The 17,801-nt window shown below is 42.1% G+C and carries 17 protein-coding genes and 1 pseudogene; 12 read left to right on the forward strand and 6 right to left on the reverse strand.

Features of this window, described 5'->3' with window-relative positions:
• Window positions 1-39 precede the first annotated feature (39 nt).
• On the reverse strand, window positions 40-1,488 hold the full coding sequence (locus tag J5O05_RS19630) for a tetratricopeptide repeat-containing sulfotransferase family protein (RefSeq protein WP_208845343.1): 1,449 nt from the start codon (window positions 1,486-1,488) through the stop codon (window positions 40-42).
• 90 nt (window positions 1,489-1,578) lie between these two features.
• Window positions 1,579-4,161 carry a TonB-dependent receptor plug domain-containing protein gene (locus J5O05_RS19635; RefSeq protein WP_208845345.1) on the reverse strand — a complete coding sequence of 861 codons (2,583 nt, stop codon included), beginning with the start codon at window positions 4,159-4,161 and terminating at the stop codon, window positions 1,579-1,581.
• 394 nt (window positions 4,162-4,555) lie between these two features.
• On the opposite strand from J5O05_RS19635, the gene J5O05_RS19640 reads away from it, so the two are divergent.
• Both J5O05_RS19640 and J5O05_RS19645 read left to right on the forward strand, forming a co-directional pair.
• The gene (locus tag J5O05_RS19640) at window positions 4,556-4,930 is read left to right on the forward strand and encodes a hypothetical protein (RefSeq protein ID WP_208845347.1); all 375 of its coding nucleotides are present in this window, start codon (window positions 4,556-4,558) and stop codon (window positions 4,928-4,930) included.
• Window positions 4,931-5,038: 108 nt separating this feature from the next.
• Window positions 5,039-6,403: a leucyl aminopeptidase family protein gene (locus J5O05_RS19645; RefSeq protein WP_208844658.1), complete on the forward strand. Its 1,365-nt coding sequence runs from the start codon at window positions 5,039-5,041 to the stop codon at window positions 6,401-6,403.
• 39 nt (window positions 6,404-6,442) lie between these two features.
• Here the strand turns inward: J5O05_RS19645 and J5O05_RS22150 are convergent, their stop codons facing one another.
• Window positions 6,443-6,730, reverse strand: a complete 288-nt coding sequence (locus tag J5O05_RS22150; RefSeq protein WP_244370082.1) for a hypothetical protein — start codon at window positions 6,728-6,730, stop codon at window positions 6,443-6,445.
• Between the two features lie 23 nt (window positions 6,731-6,753).
• Window positions 6,754-7,116 carry a hypothetical protein gene (locus J5O05_RS22155; RefSeq protein ID WP_244370084.1) on the reverse strand — a complete coding sequence of 121 codons (363 nt, stop codon included), beginning with the start codon at window positions 7,114-7,116 and terminating at the stop codon, window positions 6,754-6,756.
• Between the two features lie 118 nt (window positions 7,117-7,234).
• Here J5O05_RS22155 and J5O05_RS19655 point away from each other — a divergent pair.
• Window positions 7,235-7,893 (forward strand): annotated as a pseudogene (locus tag J5O05_RS19655) (SDR family NAD(P)-dependent oxidoreductase); the annotation flags it as partial.
• A gap of 130 nt (window positions 7,894-8,023) precedes the next feature.
• Here the strand turns inward: J5O05_RS19655 and J5O05_RS19660 are convergent.
• Window positions 8,024-9,493, reverse strand: coding sequence for an aminoacyl-histidine dipeptidase (locus J5O05_RS19660; protein WP_208844659.1), 1,470 nt, complete (start codon window positions 9,491-9,493; stop codon window positions 8,024-8,026).
• Between the two features lie 78 nt (window positions 9,494-9,571).
• Window positions 9,572-10,642 carry a ketoacyl-ACP synthase III gene (locus J5O05_RS19665; protein WP_208844660.1) on the reverse strand — a complete coding sequence of 357 codons (1,071 nt, stop codon included), beginning with the start codon at window positions 10,640-10,642 and terminating at the stop codon, window positions 9,572-9,574.
• 155 nt (window positions 10,643-10,797) lie between these two features.
• Between J5O05_RS19665 and J5O05_RS19670 the strand changes: the two genes are divergently transcribed.
• The 9 genes from J5O05_RS19670 to J5O05_RS19705 all read left to right on the forward strand — a co-directional run bounded on the left by J5O05_RS19670 (window position 10,798) and on the right by J5O05_RS19705 (window position 17,794).
• The gene (locus J5O05_RS19670; RefSeq protein WP_208844661.1) at window positions 10,798-11,199 is read left to right on the forward strand and encodes a nuclear transport factor 2 family protein; all 402 of its coding nucleotides are present in this window, start codon (window positions 10,798-10,800) and stop codon (window positions 11,197-11,199) included.
• 67 nt (window positions 11,200-11,266) lie between these two features.
• Window positions 11,267-12,487 carry an ATP-binding protein gene (locus J5O05_RS19675; RefSeq protein WP_208844662.1) on the forward strand — a complete coding sequence of 407 codons (1,221 nt, stop codon included), beginning with the start codon at window positions 11,267-11,269 and terminating at the stop codon, window positions 12,485-12,487.
• Window positions 12,487-13,008, forward strand: coding sequence for a response regulator transcription factor (locus tag J5O05_RS19680; protein WP_208844663.1), 522 nt, complete (start codon window positions 12,487-12,489; stop codon window positions 13,006-13,008). Before J5O05_RS19675 ends, J5O05_RS19680 begins: the two co-directional genes overlap by 1 nt.
• 59 nt (window positions 13,009-13,067) lie before the next feature.
• Window positions 13,068-13,472: a DUF1761 domain-containing protein gene (locus tag J5O05_RS19685; RefSeq protein WP_208844664.1), complete on the forward strand. Its 405-nt coding sequence runs from the start codon at window positions 13,068-13,070 to the stop codon at window positions 13,470-13,472.
• Between the two features lie 283 nt (window positions 13,473-13,755).
• Window positions 13,756-13,965, forward strand: coding sequence for a hypothetical protein (locus tag J5O05_RS19690; RefSeq protein ID WP_208844665.1), 210 nt, complete (start codon window positions 13,756-13,758; stop codon window positions 13,963-13,965).
• Between the two features lie 24 nt (window positions 13,966-13,989).
• Complete coding sequence (locus J5O05_RS22785; protein ID WP_208845392.1) at window positions 13,990-14,760, forward strand: sensor domain-containing diguanylate cyclase; 771 nt, start codon at window positions 13,990-13,992, stop codon at window positions 14,758-14,760.
• 209 nt (window positions 14,761-14,969) lie between these two features.
• Entirely contained in the window at window positions 14,970-15,221 is a 252-nt protein-coding gene (locus J5O05_RS22160; protein WP_244370087.1) for a hypothetical protein, read from the forward strand.
• Between the two features lie 212 nt (window positions 15,222-15,433).
• Complete coding sequence (locus J5O05_RS19700) at window positions 15,434-15,697, forward strand: CBU_0592 family membrane protein (protein ID WP_208844666.1); 264 nt, start codon at window positions 15,434-15,436, stop codon at window positions 15,695-15,697.
• 339 nt (window positions 15,698-16,036) lie between these two features.
• Window positions 16,037-17,794, forward strand: a complete 1,758-nt coding sequence (locus tag J5O05_RS19705) for a TonB-dependent receptor plug domain-containing protein (protein ID WP_208844667.1) — start codon at window positions 16,037-16,039, stop codon at window positions 17,792-17,794.
• Window positions 17,795-17,801: the final 7 nt, after the last annotated feature.

The following is a 17,801-nucleotide window of genomic DNA, read 5'->3' on the forward strand; positions in this document are numbered from 1 at the left end:
TCTTGGCGCTAACCCGTGAACTTAATTAAGCAATTGAATTTATGAGCTTATTGTTTCTTGGCTTAAAAGACTCTCAAAATCTTTTTGGTATTTTTTCCAAGCCTCAATAGGTGCTTTGGTTAAGGGTTTGCGCACCTGTGATTTACTCAATGTATGGACTAACCGTTTCCCCTTATAGTAGTTCATGCATTCAGGGTCATAATACTGGTCCAAAAAGTTGAGTGTACTCTTAATGGTTTTTTCCGGTTCAGCTAAGAGCGTTTCATAGCTGACTGTGTGAATATGGCGACCTATACATTGCTTGAAGTGTGTCATCAGTGCTTCTTCCGCTTGAGCATAAAGTTCGTATTCCTTTGCAGAGCAAAAATAAGGTTCATCGTGTTCAAAATAATTGGAATACACGGACCACGCATTTGCTTTAAACTCTCGAGTGACATGGATAAAACGGGCATCAGGAAATAATTTACGGATCACCCCAATAGATTGAAAATTTGAAGGGAGCTTGTTAATAACGTAAGGAGCCTCAATTCGGGCATTACGAATTTCATTGGTATAAATCTCTCTTCCGTAATCAAGGACATGAGTACTCAAACGTTGAAGGCATTCTGGATAAGGTGCTTCAACACGTTTTTCTAAATAGCTTACAACCTTATCACTAATTGCCGTATTTTCACCTAAAGAGTCAATGTTTTCGTGTTGGATCAGCATTTGTTCAAGTAAAGTAGATCCTGTTCGTGGTAAACCAACAATAAAAACGGGTGTAAAGGTTGCCTTTACTTTATCGAGTGGTTGTTTAAAAAACTCACTATCACACACCGATTTTATCGAATCAAAAAATGGAAGCATATCTTCGGTTTGGAAGTGACATTGAGAGTACTGAGCTTCATTTGCCAATTTATAATGTAAAAATGCAGACTTGAAATCTTCACTGCGGTGATAACAGTTGGCTAGAGCATAGTGGATAACAACTTCGAGTCTTTTGTTATCATATTGACTCAGCAACTCACTCAGACTTTTAATATGACCTTCCAAATTTTGTTTTTCGTCTAATTGCGACAATTCAAATAACATAAACGCTGAAACAGGTCCGGTAGGACATTTAAGTCCTGCGGTAAAGGTATTCTTAGCTTCTGAGATAAAACCATGATTTAGGTAGAATTGCCCGAGATAATAATGGGCATGAGCATTGTGTTTGGCAATGCTAAGTGTGTATTCGAGTACCGTTTTAGCGTCTACAGCAGAACCAACAGCAAGAAATGCATCACCTAAAGCGAATAGAGGATCAAGCATCTTTGGTAGGTGGTTACATGCACGCTTTAAAAAATAAATTGCATGATCATATTGTTCTAATCGCATTGCGATTCGACCAAGACCAAAAAGAGCAGGGCCGTTGTCGGGTACTTCCTTGAGCACCGCTTTAAACATAAATTCTGCTTCTTTTAACTTGTTTTCAGCTAGGAGTTCATTAGCTCTTTGTAGCAACAGCATGATCGTTCAATGGTTTGTTGTTTTTTCTAACTATAAAATAAAAAAGGCGAAATGTCGTAGACAATTCGCCTTTTCATCATTCAGTTAAACTTAGAACGTGTATGTTGCTTTTACATAGTAGAAGCCACCGTTGATACCCATTGGAGAGGTTTCGTAGTATTTACCACCCCATTGGTTATTCACTAAGCCATCTCCGGCAAAATCAAGTTTTTCTGCTTCTTGATCGAACAAGTTTTGAGCGCCAGCAGTTAAACTAATTTCGTCTGTTAAGAAGTAGGTGATCTCTGCGTCTAACGTTACTGCCGCATCAGCTGTTTTTGCCGTTGCATCGTAATCTACGTGAACGCCTTGGTATTCACCAAAGTAGTTAGCACGAATAAAGCCAGATACTTTATCCCACTGTTGAGACCATGTTAATGTAGCTCGGTGGTTAGGAAGATCTTCTTCAAGACGTTTAACCTTGAATTCACCAGTAATAGCCGAGAACTTATCTACTTTTGTGTCGTTCCAGTTATATGCTAGTGCAAACGTACCATAGCCACCTAGCATATCCATAGAGTAGTTTGCTACAACGTCCACACCTTGAGTCGTTGTGTCAAAGTCGTTAGTGAAGAAACTAACTTGCGCTAGACCATCAACGTTTGGAACACCAGCGGCTTTAAGCGCTGCTTTATCTGCAGGGCTTAACTCAATTTTGTCTGATTGGCTGATACGATCTTCAACTTGGATGTTGTAATAATCAACAGTGAAAAAGAAACCGTCATTTTGGTATACCGCACCCATTGTATAGCTTTGTGACTCTTCAGGTTGCAGTTCTTTACCACCAAGTTGCACTGAAATTGGGTTCGTTGGTGGAAGTAGCGCTGAGTCAACTAGTACGCCGCTACTTAGGTTAGTTTGAACGTTGGAAACGTTTGCTTGACCAACCGTTGGAGCTCGGAAACCTGTACTAACTGAGCCACGAAGTGCCAATGTATCTGTCGCTTGGAATTGAGCCGTTACTTTGTAATTTGTTGTTGAACCAAACGTATCATAATCTTCGAAACGAAGTGCCCAGCCCATTAAAAACTCTTCAGTAAACGGCGTTTCAATATCTAGATACGCTGCGTAGTTACGACGCGTGTATTCACCCGCATCTGAAGGTTTAAAACCAGGGAAGCCGTTTGAACCGATACTAAAGCCTTGAGTGTATAAATCACCCACTTTAAACGATGCTTCATCACCTGAAAGTACTTCAAATGTTTCTTCGTGCCATTCAAGACCACCAGCAACGTTAACATCGTAAGCTAAATCAAAATCGTAGCCTTTTGACACGTCAAAGTTAAAGTTTTTCTCAAGTTGAATGTACTTACCAGGGCTGAAATCACGAGGTGTGTCTGGACCCATTGAAGCGTTAAGTGTGTTGTAGATTAGGAAACGAGCTTCGTTTCGACCTACCGAGCCGCTCAAATCATAGTAACCACCAGATAGGAAACCTGACTTAAATTCGCCTTTCACACCCATCGTTAATGACGTATCAGTGATATTACCACCGAATTGTGGAGTGAAACCGCCTGGAAGCATTTCATTGAAGGCAAAACAGTTACGACCGAGCTCTGTGTCAGCCGCAATTAGTTGGTAAGCAGGGTTATCTGCTAGAGGACCGCCATCTAAATTCACAACTGGACACGTAATACCCGTACCTACGCCATCAAGATCACCAACAAGTAACGTTGCGCCATCATCATTTGAATAAACACCTGGGCGAGTCTGAGGGTTACGGTAGTAGAAACCACCTTTAACATCACGCTCAGAGTAGTTACCAAACATATAGAATTGAGTATCGTTATCGAGGTCAAGACCTACGTTACCAAATAATGTAACGTCATCTTTGATTTCTGGAGCGCCCCAAATCTGTGCAGGATCTGCAACTGGAACGCCTTGTGATGCAAACTTAGCAGCATCCGGGCGTTGCACTGAACGGCTGGTTGCATCTGAATTTTTGTATTGGAAACTTAAGTTCGCAAAGCCCTGATCAGTAAACGGTAAACCAACGTTACCTTCGTAAGTCGTTTGCGCGCCATCACCTTCGTAATATTCACCGTGCTTGACTGAGAAACTTCCGCCTTCAGAGTTATCTTTAAGCACGAAGTTGATTACACCAGCAATCGCGTCAGAGCCGTATTGTGCCGCTGCACCATCACGTAGTACTTCCACTTGCTTCATTGCAATGCCTGGGATCACAGAAATATCTGGACCTTGTGCACCATCGTTAATACCACCGCCAAGGAACGCGATTACAGACGCGCGATGACGACGTTTACCATTAAGTAAAACTAGAGTGCTGTCTGATGGTAAGCCGCGGAGGTTAGCTGGGCGGATAAGAGATGCCGCGTCACTGATAGGGTTTTGGTGTACGTTTAGCGATGGAACTGAACCTTTCAGCATTTCAAGCATGTCATTGTTGCCTGTTTTGCTTAGTTCTTCACCACCGATGATGTCGATTGGTACTGGCGAGTCACCTACTGAACGAGGTGCCGCACGTGAACCTACAACGGCAATTTTTTCGATGTCTTTCGCTTTTTCACCGCCATCTTCGGCTGCCATTGCGTTTGTAGAATACATACCGATTGTTGCAGACGAGGCAAGTGCAAAGCTAATTGCGCGCTGCAATTTACTAATATTATGTTTCATCCTGTTTTCCCCAGTTATATTTGTTGTCATAATGAAAACACAAAACCAAATATGTTATGCGCATTCCGTTTTGTTATACACACAGTTAACATTATGTGCAATCACTAAATTCGTCTTTTTTTCTAACGTTTAGACCAATTTAGCATTCCGTTTCAATTTTGTGGAAATGAACAAGTTCAGGCGTTGTTCACTCAAATTGGGTATTTTGAGGATAGAATATTCTGGAGATACCGCAAATTCTGAAACCAAAATTTAGATTTTTTGGCTTTTTGAAATTATCTTCTTTTTGCCAATAGGTAGTATCCGAATATGCGACTATAGGCAAATAGTTTTCTACACGGCGATTTGCTAAAATGTTTCATCAATACTGATAAGGTTTATCACCACATCGTTTATGAGATTATATCGAGTTGTACATAAAGCACCTTTGAGAGTGGTGAAAATTTCAAAAAAACGTCAACAGTTAAAACTACGACGTGCGCTAATCTTGTTAAAACTTGCATTGCGTCAGGAAAAACAAGAAACAAAGCAGATGCTCGAAATTTATAAACGTTACTCAGTAGGACAAGCCGACAAACAAGAATTGAAAATTGCCCATGCCCAATTTTTTGACCTGTTGAAAGGATTAGGTTTAGGTGTGTTTGCAATTCTTCCTTTTGCTCCCATCACGATTCCAATCATTGTTAAACTAGGCCAATGGTGTGGAGTAGATGTATTACCCAGTGCTTTTTCGTTTAAGAAAGACAAAGACACTTCTTCTAGAAAATAACCAAACTCCATATTTCTTGGCATCGCTTATTTCAAGCCAGCTCTTCATTTTGAATAGCATTGTTTGATATGCTCAGAGCAATAGACTTTTAACACTAAAGAGGCATTCATGAGTCAATATTTAGTAAAATCAGGGAAGGCAACGCCACTTTATTTCGTTGCGAAAGACGAATTGGGTTCTTGGCTCGAAACCCAGGAGAGTTTCACCCAAACTTGGATTTCGCAATTTACCAAGTCAAAACAAAAAGTATTTCATGTGCCTTCTGTAGCCACTGGCGAGCTTGATAAGACGATCGTTGTTGCAGATAGCCTTGACGATATGTGGGTTGCAGGTGAGTTGGCTCTACAATTACCAAAGGGAATTTATGAAGTTCAAGGTACTGATGAGTTAATTGAACGTGTTGCCTTTGGTTTCGTGATGGGAGCATACCAGTTTGGTGTATACAAATCATTGGATGTGATTGAAGCTAAACTGTTAATTGAAGACAGTGCTATCTACGATAGAGTTATCCTTCAGACTAATGCACTTTTCCTCGCAAGAGACCTTGTTAATATGCCTGCGGCAGATATGATGCCACAGCACCTTGCGGAAACAATGGAAGAACTTGCACAAACTTATCAAGGCCAGTTTAGCCAACTTATTGGTGACGAATTACTCGAACACAATTATCCGACCATTCATTTAGTTGGTCGTGCGAGCGACAATAAGCCTCGTTTATTAGATCTTACATGGGGTGATGAACAGGCGCCTAAACTTACGTTGGTTGGAAAAGGCGTATGCTTTGACTCAGGTGGTCTCGATTTAAAACCAGCTGCAGGCATGCGCAACATGAAAAAAGACATGGGTGGAGCGGCACACGTCATTGCCCTTGCTCAAATGATCATGGCTGCAAAATTACCAGTGCGTTTACGAGTATTAGTTCCTGCTGTGGAAAATGCGGTTTCTAAGAATGCATTTCGCCCAGGTGACGTGGTTAAAACCCGAAAAGGTATAACCGTAGAAATTGACAATACAGATGCGGAAGGTCGTCTTGTACTTTGCGACGCACTTGCAGAAGCTCAAGCTGAAACCCCTGATTTGATCATCGATTTTGCTACTCTAACAGGCGCATGTCGGATTGCGCTTGGAACCGAGCTGCCGGGCTTTTTCTCAACAGACAAAACAGTGGCAGCAGGCATTATCGATGCGGGCGAAAACCAGCAAGATCCCGTTTGGCAACTTCCTTTATTCGGCCAATATAAAGCATTATTCAAAAGTGACGTGGCCGATATTGCTAACTGTGGCGCAACACCCTTTGGTGGTGCGATTACCGCAGCATTGTATTTACAGGAATTTGTGGAGCCTAAAACGACACCTTGGGTTCATTTCGATGTTATGGCTTGGAATTTACGTCCGTTACCTGGTCGTCCTGTCGGTGGAGAAGCATTGGGTCTTCGCGCCGTGTTCAGCTATTTAGCATCACGTTACAAATAGCCGCTTAAAAATGCCTGCACAATGCAGGCATTTTTTTACTCAACTTGGTTGTTGATTGGTATCTGAGAATTGTTTGACCCAATAAAATAAGTACATCATAACAAGTTTCGTTATCGCACTTGTAAAAGCCAAAACCATTAATGGCCATCCTTTTGTCAGCGGCATGGTGAGCGCAAATGCAATGGTAGAGATATCCATCAATAAAATGTACTGACTCATTTTTAGATTGATCGCGCCAGTAGAGCGTGACTTGACGATTTGGATAAATTGATGCGTGTAACCTTGCGCGATTAATAGGCTTGCCACAATGATCAGGCATGTCGACAATTGTCTCCCTTCATCATTGAACGTCACATTAGATGTAAGCGCGAATAATCCACCGCATAAAAAAATCCACTCAGTAATGAGCTTACTTTCGAGTAACGAGTTTGCCGGTCTCGGTAAATTTCAACCAAAATCAGCCACGCAAGAACACTCGCAAGGAGGCGCGGCCAAGCCAGAAAATGGTTAATCGGTTCAATAAAAATCGCGTACAGATAAAAGGAAAAATAGGCAACAAAAGAAACGGTAAATTGATTTACCGAAAGTACAGCAGTGGGATTGGCGGTATTATTTACTCGACGTTCGTAAATCGATTTAAGTTGCAGGAGTACGCCATAAGCACTCAGTACGATGAGCGCAGCATTAATTGATCCTAAAAGTGTATAAAGCATAAAAAGTCAAAATGTCGACAATTAATGTGCTTATTTTTAGTTTGAACTTGATATTAAGCAAATTGCATCACTAAATATCGACAATAAATGTTATTTATGAATAGTAAGGACAAGATTCATGGTCGTGATTATTACTGGTGCAAGTCGAGGAATTGGCGCAGAGACAGCGAAGTTACTTGCTCTGCGAGGTTATAAAGTCTGTGTGAATTACCTAAGCTGTCATACTAGTGCACAAAAAGTTGTATGCGAAATTGAGAAATCTGGGGGCGTTGCGATAGCTTGCAAAGCAGACGTGTCTGATGAACAAGAGGTACGACGATTGTTTGAAACGACAGAAAAACAACTAGGTCCAATTACTCATCTTGTTAACAACGTTGGTAAACTGACTCATCAAGCACAGCTAAAAGACATGACGCTCGAACGGTTTGAGTGGATTGTCAAAGCGAATGTCGCTTCATGCTTTTTGTGCACCAAAGAAGCTCTCCACCGAATAGCGCGAGGTGGCGCAATTGTAAACGTTTCATCTCTCGCTGCCGTAACTGGTTCTCCTTTTGAATACGTTGATTACGCAACGAGTAAAGGGGCTATGGATACCTTCACAAAAGGAGTTGCTAAAGAAGCGGCTGAGCTTGGTATTCGTGTTAACGGAGTACGTCCTGCATTTATCGAAACGCAAATACATGCTGATGGTGGTGACCCAGATAGGGTAGCTCGTATAGCGAATAAGATCCCCTTGAAACGAGGGGGAAACCTATCGAAGTCGCTTATGCAATCGCTTGGTTGTTGTCAGACGAGGCGAGTTTTGTGACTGGTGCATTTATCGACGTAGCAGGTGGCGCATAGAGTCATATACGTTTTAATAAACAAGCCGCAGTTTGCGGCTTGTTTATTAGGTTTAACTGTGTATTTATGCTTTAGGAATATGTGCAAGAATACCGCAAAGCTGTTGCCAATATTGACCAACCGATTTGATCTCTACTTTTTCTTCAGGTGAATGAGGAAACTTGATTGTGGGGCCAAAGCTTATCATATCCATTTCTGGATAAGGCTCTTTGAATAAACCGCACTCTAAACCCGCGTGAATGACCATTATATGTGGTTTGTACCCATAGTTTTGTTCATACATGTCGCGGAAAATATGCAGAATTTTTGACTCTGGGTCCGGTTTCCAACCTGGATAAGCACCTGAAAATTGAATTGAAGCGCCTGCAAGCGATGCAATTGAAGTCAACATGCCTTCGACATCTTGGCGGCCAGAATCAATAAGAGAACGGATCAAGCATAAAATCTCGACTTGCGATCCCGTTGTGGTAACAACGCCCATATTTAATGACGTTTCTACCACACCTTTAATGTCATCACTCATTCGAACAACACCATTCGGACACGCATTCATAAGGGCAAGCACGGTGCTTTGACTTGCTAAACTCATGACATCGAGAGTGGCTGATTCTTCAATTGCAGTGAACTGAATGTTTTTCTCAACGGCTCCCAACTCTTGAGTAACCAGAGCAGCATATTTGTCCATTGCTTCACGTAATGATTCGACCAACTCCGCGGGGATAGCTATTGTCGCATAGGCTTCACGAGGGATCGCATTTCTCAGTGTGCCACCTGAAATAGAAACAAGACGAAGTGCCTGACTTAACTGTCCGTGAGCCAAAAATCGAGCGAGCAATTTATTGGCATTGCCTCTGCCTGTGTGAATATCAACACCCGAATGACCGCCACGCAGTCCTTTAAGTGCTAACTTGTAAGTTACGTAATTCCCGCTCAGTGTTTCGCGTTCAACAGAGAGCTTCAGTGATGTGTCAACGCCACCGGCGCAGCCCATGTAGATTTCGCCTTCTTGTTCTGAATCGGTGTTTAAGAGAATTTTAGCATCTAGGTATCCCGCTTCTAACCCAAATGCACCGGTCATCCCGGCTTCTTCGTCGATAGTAAGCAACACTTCAATCGGACCGTGAGGGATGTCAGATGAATCCAAAATCGCAAGACATGACGCCATCCCAATGCCATTATCTGCACCCAACGTAGTACCTTGCGCAGTGACCCAGTCACCATCTACATAGGCTTTAATAGGGTCTTTAACAAAATCGTGATTGGTATCGTCATTCTTTTGCGGCACCATGTCGATATGCGCTTGAAGAGCCACTATTTGACGATCTTCCATTCCCTCGGTAGCTGGTTTTTTAATGATTACGTTGCCAACACTATCACGTGTTACGAATAGGTTTTTGCTTTTTGCAAACGCAATTATGTGTTGCGCGAGCGCTTCTTCATGCTTTGATGGGTGAGGAAAAGAACAAATCTCGCTAAAAAAACGCCATATTGGTTTTGGTTCTAATTGAAGTAAATCTTGGTAGGGTTGTGACATCGTGATTCCCGTTTTTTGGTTCCTCGTAAGAATGGCCTGATTCTACCATCCATTACGAGAACACCAAAGGGAATGCGATTATGCTTCTTTACACGCAGCAACGGAATGCGCGATTAATTCCAATCCTGTTTTGTCACATGGTGGGAGCGAAGCACTGGGTGGATTAATTGGAGTTACACGTGTGCCCCACTTGATGTAACTTGCTGCCCACGTCAATCCCGCACCAAAAGCCGCAGACATAATATTTGACTCTGGCTTTATTAAGCCATTTTCGACCGCTTCACAGAGCGCAATCGCGATGGTTGCTGCCGAAGTGTTGCCGTATTTATCAATGTTCACCATGACTTTTTCGTCTTCAATGTTCAACTTTTGTTGAATCGCTTGAATGATACGTAAGTTCGCTTGGTGAGGAACAAGGACATCTATATCTTCAAGGCTTAGTTGCGCTTGAGAAAGAACGTCATCACACGCTTGGCTCATGCCTTTTACTGCACGTTTAAATATTTCACGGCCTTCAAACATCAAATCAGATGGACCGATTGGCTCATATTTATTTAAGTCGGTACCACAGTTAGCAATATGTAAAATATTACGGTCTTCTGTATCACAGCCAATTTTACTGGCGAGCAAGCCTGATGGTTCATCCGACGCTTCTAATACAACTGCGCCTGCACCATCACCAAAAAGTACAGCACTGTCTCGCTTTGCCCAGTTTACATACCACGTCATGCGTTCCGCCGCGATGACTACTGCACGCTTGATCATACCTGTACGAATTTGTGCAGTAGCAAGTTGCATCGCGTACAAGAAACCCGAACACGCCGCATTTGTATCACAGGCAGCCGCGCCAACAGCACCAATGTTTTTTTGCACTAACGAAGCCGTATTTGCGACCATTGTAGACGGTGTACAAGTTGCAAGTAATACCAAGTCAACATCTTTACCTTCAAGACCTGCACAATCAAGTGCATTTTGAGCCGCAACCGTCGCAAGCTCTGCAGTTGAAACATGGCTTACGCGACGAGCGCGGATCCCGGTGCGAGTTGAGATCCATTCGTCGTTTGTCTCAACGATTTGGCTAATTTCATCATTCGTAATGCTTGCTGGTGGAATGCATTTACCCCATCCAGTGATCTGTGCGTACTTCATTGTGTTCTCTTTATGTTGTCAGACCAGTTAAGGTATTCGTGACGTTATAACAAAGTTGCTCACGAATTTCCAGTTGAGTGTAAAACTATAGTCTTGCTTCATGAACTTCGATAGTCTAACTTATGGACAACAAAGCATAATTTTGGAAATTATCGGTGCACAGTAAAATCACTGCTCAGTTGTTAGCTCATTTGATTGAACAGGAAAGGCAATTGCTTGAGCCAGAAGTGCGCTCCGACTCGAACGCTCTAGGTGCTTTATTAGACGACGAGTTTTATGAAATATCGGCAAACGGCTTAGTCTTCAACAAGCACCATGTTTTAACCCGATTACCAAAGGAAAAAGTGCCGCAATTTTACAATCAACAATTCACTGGAAGAATGTTACATGAACACATAGTCCAGTTGAGTTATCGAGCAGCATATCGATCGACAGCGCGGTCAGAATTTCATTTTTCGATGCGTATGTCACTTTGGCGTTTTAAAAATAATCGTTGGCAACTTTACTATCATCAAGGCACACCTTGCCCTGCTTTTTCGCTGAAATTAGACGATTAATTGATGTAGGGCATCAGCAACTATCTAAGTTCATATATAATAGCATTTTTGTAAAACGGCCTACTTTATGATTGCCTTTTCGCCTAATTCTACTATTGGCAAGTTGTTACTGCTGAGGACACTTGCCATCGTAGCGCAGTTAATCGCGCTACTCGTCAGCGTGTTTTGGTTAAAGGCTGAAATTTCGCTGCTTCCCGCTTTAGTCGTCATTGCTATTGCGTCTTTGTTCCAACTCGCCAGTGTATACGCCTACCGTAATCATACAGAAGCCAATCCCCCTGGTATGTGGATGCAACTTGCGGCTGACGTCGTCTTTCTCACGTTACTTTTAGCGTTTACTGGCGGCGCAACAAATGCATTTGTTTCATTGTTGCTGTTACCCATTGTGATTGCGGCAATAACACTTAACTTCAAGTCAGCGTGTTTGATTGCATTGAGTGCAATGGCGAGTTATTCGTGGCTACTTTGGAAAATGCCTGCACAGGGGCATCACCATGACATGACAACCCATTTTCAGGCAATGTGGATTAACTTTGTTTTCAGTGCAATAGTCATTGTCTGGGTTGTGTCCTCAATGGCGGATAAAATTAAAGAAAAAGAGCGTCGATTGGCTCAGTCTCGAGAACAGCAATTGTATCAAGAACAGCTTGTCGCGCTTGGTGCTAGTGCAGCTCAAGTTGCACACCAATTAGCTTCTCCCGTTGCGAACTTGCACTTGCTCCATGAGGAACTAATGGAGGACTATCCAGATGATGTGGTGCTCAAAGAAATGGAAAAACCGTTAGAGCAATGTCGCCAGTTACTAAATGACTTCAGGACGCAAAGTCAATATCTGCAGAAACACGACAAAGCAACGCCAATTTACACGCACCAACTAGTACAACAACTAAAAGAATTATTACAGCTAGAATACCCAAGTGTACAAATTGAGCACAAAGACGATGGTGTGCTTACTGAAGTATTAAACGATCCGATGCTTTTGCCTGCATTGCAAAATATTGTGAATAATGCGGCGCGTGCTTCTACGTTAAATCACATTGATAAAATCACGCTTTGTTCTTCGCGAGATGAACAACACTGGCATCTTTCTATCGCTGACTTTGGTATCGGCTTTAAACCTGAACAACTCTCGCAAATTGGGTTGAAACCTCAAACGAGCGAAGAAGGATTTGGCGTAGGTTTGTTGCTTACTCAAATTACAGTTAATCGTTTAGGCGGCCAATTTCTAGCCGATAATTATGAACATGGTGCAAAAGTCACCGTTACTCTCCCTGTGAGGCACGTATAGTGAACGTAGTGATAATTGAAGATGATGAAGCGTTGAGTAGGACGCTCGCCAGACGTTTGCAAAAAAACCAATGTGAAGCAACGGTTTTTACCGAGATAGCCCATCATTTTAATGACATAGTCGCCGTTAAACCTGACGCTATTTTGCTTGATATGAAACTTAAGGAACAAACGTCAATTGTTTCTATTCCTGCTCTTCGTGATAGTTTGCCTGACGCCCGTATCGTTGTTTTAACGGGCTATGGCAGTATTGCAACGGCGGTAGAGGCTATTCGCAAAGGAGCGGATGATTACCTAACTAAGCCTGCAGAATTTCAATCGATTCTAGCAGCATTGCGTGGCGAAAGTGTGGATACTGCGCCAATTGAAAATGAAGTGATGTCACCAGATAGACTTGAGTGGGAACATATTCAAAGAATATTGGCAGAAAACGAGGGTAACGTGTCTCAAACAGCAAGACAGCTTAATATGCATAGGCGAACGTTACAAAGAAAGTTACAAAAAAGGCCTGTTTTGAAATAAACCCTTTTGCAACCCGTTCTATTATTGTCTAAATTGAAATAAAAACTAATGGGCGAGATATGGGAATAGACTATTTAAATTGGTTCGCGGTATTTGTTGCTGCAGTGTCTTCGTTCATCCTTGGTGGGATTTGGTATTCGCCATGGCTTTTCCAGCGAGCTTGGATGGAAGAGTGTGGACTGACAGAATTAGATTTAAAACAATCGGATGTAAAAAAGACTTTTGGAGGTTCGTTTTTATTAACGTTACTGGCAAGTGTAATGCTAGGTATCGTGCTAGGGCCAGAACCGCAATTAGGTAAATCGGTTTTAACAGGACTCATTATAGGCGTATGTTGGGTTGCCTCTTCATTTGGTGTCAGTTATTTATTCGAACAGCGCTCGCGAAAGCTGTTTCTTATCAACGGCGGTTATCACGTCTTCCAGTTTATTACGATGGGATTGATCATCGGTTTGATTGGTTAGAAAGGTATTGAGAGTAGAAGGATTTGCTCTTGCACATGGCTTTTGTCAATCAAGGCAATCGGTTAAACCACGAATGCCGTTTTGATTTTCTCTTTCCCGAACACTAAGCACAGCACTTTTCAACCTAGTTTTTCTGAAACAAAGTCTAAATTACGCTTTATGGCATTCAACTTTTATTATAGGTTGGACACAAAATAGAGCTGCGTGGTGCAAATTGTCAAAATGGATTAAACAATCTGCCTCATACGCATTTTGATTGGAATAAACCATTGTAGAGGAAAGAATGAATAGACTATTGGATGAACTCAGCTCGTCGTTAATTGAAGGCGATTTGGAACATCAAGTGAGAGCATTAATCAAATTGCTACATCACTCTACAGGTCTAGAATCTGCTTACTTTACGCGAATTGATTTAGATGAAGGTGTGCAGCAAGTCGTATACGCGTTAAATACTGGCGCGCTTAAATTAGACGAAGAACTCACTGTTCCGTAGGGCGACACGCTTTGTAAACGAGCTATAGAACAACAGCAATTTGTCACCAGCAATGTGAGTGAATGTTGGGGGGACTCAGATGCCGCGACACAGTTAGGCATTCAGACATATATGAGTGCGCCCGTGCATCTGACGGATGGAAATTTGTATGGCACCGTATGCGCCGCCAGTACATACCCACAAAAAGTGTCTCCAGAAAACCGCACATTACTTGAATTGATTAGCCAAATTATTGGTATTCAAGTGGACCGAGAGTTTTTGTTAAAACAACTTCAGCATGAGAATCGTCGTTTTCGTAATATTGCGCTTATGGACCCATTGACAGGGGTCGGTAACCGTCGAGCATTAGAACAAGAAATAGAGCACGCACTCAGCGAGTCAACCAAAAAAGGGGAAGCCTATTTCGCGGCGTTCATTGATCTTGATAACTTTAAGCAAATTAACGACAACTTCGGGCATGACGCAGGTGACCGTTTTTTACTTGCAATTTGTGCCAGATTGAAAAACAACTGTGATGAAAACGATTTTATAGCGCGTATCGGTGGCGATGAGTTTGTGGTGTTCGGAAAAATACCAAATGAATGCGATAACGGTGTAGCGTCCGCCATACAACAAAGACTGTTTGCAAGTACCGTCGGTAACATTGATATCAGCACCATGATGATTAACTATCAGGGGGCTAGTATAGGCGTTACCGTATCCGAAGAAGGTGAAGGTGTTGAGTCTTTGCTTCAACGAGCGGATAAGGAAATGTACTTAGTGAAAAAGCAGCGAAAAAAAATGAGTTTAAACTAGCGAATTTATGATGCTTTGAAACATTGTTGAGAACACACCATCCAGTATTGCTTAAAGGCTTTTAATGTCAGCTTTGACTTTATTGATTAATTCTAGCGAGAAATTATTGATACATTGGCAAAGCTTAATTGCTTTTGTTTGAACGTTAACCAGATTAATGCCTTGTTGGGTCTGTAGTGTCTCAACTTGGCAAATCAACACTATTTTATATGTCTAAACCAAATAAAACAGGACCGATAAGAACGGTCGACATAATCTGTTATAAATGCAAGACCTTGTTGTTCGTATACCGTAAAGGAGGAAAGGGCGCGTTGGTGAAATGCTTTATTGAACGGATTAATGCTTCCTACGCAGTCGATTATATTAAGTGCCCTAACTGTGATAACGAATTCGGTCGAATGGCGATGATACGAGGTGTGCCAGCCGTTAAGATTATTGGCAACAAAGCTCGGATGAATTGAACTCGTTGTGTTTATCTATCTTAACGCTTAACGCATTGGAGTATTTTAAACGCATCGCCCATTAACTTAAACGCGAATGAGGACATAAATCCTGTTGCCGCTGAGTATCTTTGCTATGATTGGTCGGTTTGCTGTTTCAAAGACTGAAAATAACCCTCCCCAAGGATACGGGCCAGCGTGTTTGGGTTTAGCATAATCATTAGGACAAAAACATGATTGCGTTGTTGTTTGATATTGTAGGTATGACAGGTACTTTTCTTGTTGTTGGTGCGTTCTTCCTTCTTCAACTTGGAAAGGCAAGCCCTGAAGGTTTGTTGTATAACGTGATGAACCTAAGTGGTGCCATTTTGTTGCTAATCAGCCTATGTTACAACTTCAACTTGGCAAGTTTTGTAATTGAACTTTTCTGGATTGCGGCTTCGTTGATTGGTTTGTACAAGTACATAAAATCTAAGCGAACTTTAGCTGTAAATTAAGATAATTCCTCGCAAAAAAATTTGCCAATGGCCAACCACGCGTTATTCTATTTAATAGTAATAGTCGTGTTTGGCCTTTTAAGTAGGCCTCAATAAAACAAAAAGAGTAGCCTATGTCGTTTTCTCGCAAACTTTTCGGGTTCTTATCCATTGTCAGTGTCCCTTGTTTTGCGACGACTTCAACATCCCAAGAGGATCTATTTGAGCTGAGTTTTGAAGAGCTGCTTGATGTCAATATCGAGCTTGCGACCAAAACGGATGAAACTCGCGCTTCGGTACCTTCCAGTATTACCGTCTTTAATAAACAGCACATTAAACTGCTAGGCGTAAAAAGTGCCTATGAGACTCATGAATTTTGTGCCCGGTTTTCAAAATACACGTGGAGATTGGGTAGGAGCTGTGCCAAAGGAACATACTCGTGGGATTTACCTTGATAGCGGCAATGTCCTTGTCATGATTAATGGGCAGCGACTCAACGAGTCTTCATTCGGTAAGGCGTCAGTTTATACCCCATTTATTCCCGTTGAAATTATCGAGCGCGTAGAGTTTATTCGTGGACCAGGTTCTGCTTTGTATGGCAGTAATGCGTTTCTTGGTGTGATGAACGTAGTTACCAAAAAGAAAGACAATGAGTTGACATTGAGCATAGGTGAACATGGTTTTGCACAAGCGGCTTTAAGTGCGGTGACAGAATTACAAAATGGTATCAGCGCCTACTCAAATATCGCTCTCGTAAAACAACGTGGGGAAAGGTACTTTAACGGAGAAGTAAAAGACCCACTTAGAAGTCAATTTATTGAATTGGGCCTTCGTAACAAACGGTTTGACCTAAACTATCGCCAAAGTGTAAATGAATTAAACGAGTTTATTAATCTCGCGGGTGTAAGCCCTAATAACCGCCATAAAAGTGAAAATCGTTCTGTTAGTGTTGTTTATCACTGGCTCACAGATGATGAATGGAATATCAGTTCACGATTATACAAAGTCGTGCATGAGATCGATAGCGCAGGACTAATTGCGCCCGCCGAAGTGTTGCCTGCGGGGGACTTTTATGTCGGACCTGCATGGAAGTCGTCAGACCTTAACTTTGTTACCGATTTTGCATGGCAGTACAATGATGCGACAAATGTAAATTTCGGCATTGAAATATCTCGCGCGAAACAAACCGAAGCGGATATTAACACCAGTTACTTCGATTATGTGCTCGGTGACACGTACATTGTGCCAGATGCTTATCTCGGTGAAATAAGAACGGTCACAAATTACGCACGTTTTCAGCCATTGAAGCAAGATTTTAATTCGAGTGCCGCGTATACACAGATTAAACACAAATACAGTGACAATTTGACGTTCTTTATCGGTGCGCGATACGACTATGTCCAGGACATTGATAAAAAGCTGTCGCCTAGAGTGGCCGCGATTTATAACTTAAATGACGAACATACACTGAAACTTCAATATGGGGAATCGTTTAGAACACCAGTAAGCAATGAACTGAATTCAAATGACGATGTGACCATTGGGAATTCAGAGTTGAAATCGGAATCTATAAAAACCACTGAGTTAGTCTGGCACTGGCAAACTGACCAAAATCAAATCGACGTCGTTTTGTTCAACAATGACTTGAGTGACTTCATTAATTTGGTTCCGATTGATGTTATCGGTTCGCGTTTTCGATTCGAAAACGAGTTTAGTACGAGTATGCAAGGCGTTGAGCTTAACGGGAACGTGACATTGACCGATGAAAGCTGGTTTGAATTTGGTTATACGCAGTTGTTTGATGAACCTTTTAACCCAAGCTTTAAGCGTTTTGCGGTGGCTGCATGGAAACAACAAATTGGCGAATTACAGGTCAGTTTAAATGCGAACTGGCGTGATACCGTCGATGTGCCTGGCATTGGTGTTCATTTTGTGCAAAAGGCTTATGTGATTTTTGGTTCAACGTTTGTGTGGCAACCATCAAGCGAGCACCAGTGGCGTATAGAAGCGCAAAACCTGTTAGACAAACATTACAATGTGTTTGACCCTAGAATGCCAAACGGAGAAGTGCCGGCAGCGGGTAGGCAAGTGCGTTTAAGCTACTCGTGGAAATTTTAGTCTTCAC

The organism is Pseudoalteromonas xiamenensis (assembly GCF_017638925.1).
GTDB classification, from domain to species: domain Bacteria; phylum Pseudomonadota; class Gammaproteobacteria; order Enterobacterales; family Alteromonadaceae; genus Pseudoalteromonas; species Pseudoalteromonas xiamenensis.

What these genes read in the sequence shown, in the direction of transcription:
- J5O05_RS19630 (WP_208845343.1), bottom strand. Translation starts at nt 1,488, where the DNA reads ATGCTGTTGCTACAAAGAGCTAATGAACTCCTAGCTGAAAACAAGTTA.
- J5O05_RS19635 (WP_208845345.1), bottom strand. Translation starts at nt 4,161, where the DNA reads ATGAAACATAATATTAGTAAATTGCAGCGCGCAATTAGCTTTGCACTT.
- J5O05_RS19640 (WP_208845347.1), top strand. Translation starts at nt 4,556, where the DNA reads ATGAGATTATATCGAGTTGTACATAAAGCACCTTTGAGAGTGGTGAAA.
- J5O05_RS19645 (WP_208844658.1), top strand. Translation starts at nt 5,039, where the DNA reads ATGAGTCAATATTTAGTAAAATCAGGGAAGGCAACGCCACTTTATTTC.
- J5O05_RS22155 (WP_244370084.1), bottom strand. Translation starts at nt 7,116, where the DNA reads ATGCTTTATACACTTTTAGGATCAATTAATGCTGCGCTCATCGTACTG.
- J5O05_RS19660 (WP_208844659.1), bottom strand. Translation starts at nt 9,493, where the DNA reads ATGTCACAACCCTACCAAGATTTACTTCAATTAGAACCAAAACCAATA.
- J5O05_RS19665 (WP_208844660.1), bottom strand. Translation starts at nt 10,642, where the DNA reads ATGAAGTACGCACAGATCACTGGATGGGGTAAATGCATTCCACCAGCA.
- J5O05_RS19675 (WP_208844662.1), top strand. Translation starts at nt 11,267, where the DNA reads ATGATTGCCTTTTCGCCTAATTCTACTATTGGCAAGTTGTTACTGCTG.
- J5O05_RS19685 (WP_208844664.1), top strand. Translation starts at nt 13,068, where the DNA reads ATGGGAATAGACTATTTAAATTGGTTCGCGGTATTTGTTGCTGCAGTG.
- J5O05_RS19690 (WP_208844665.1), top strand. Translation starts at nt 13,756, where the DNA reads ATGAATAGACTATTGGATGAACTCAGCTCGTCGTTAATTGAAGGCGAT.
- J5O05_RS22160 (WP_244370087.1), top strand. Translation starts at nt 14,970, where the DNA reads ATGTCTAAACCAAATAAAACAGGACCGATAAGAACGGTCGACATAATC.
- J5O05_RS19700 (WP_208844666.1), top strand. Translation starts at nt 15,434, where the DNA reads ATGATTGCGTTGTTGTTTGATATTGTAGGTATGACAGGTACTTTTCTT.
- J5O05_RS19705 (WP_208844667.1), top strand. Translation starts at nt 16,037, where the DNA reads ATGAGACTCATGAATTTTGTGCCCGGTTTTCAAAATACACGTGGAGAT.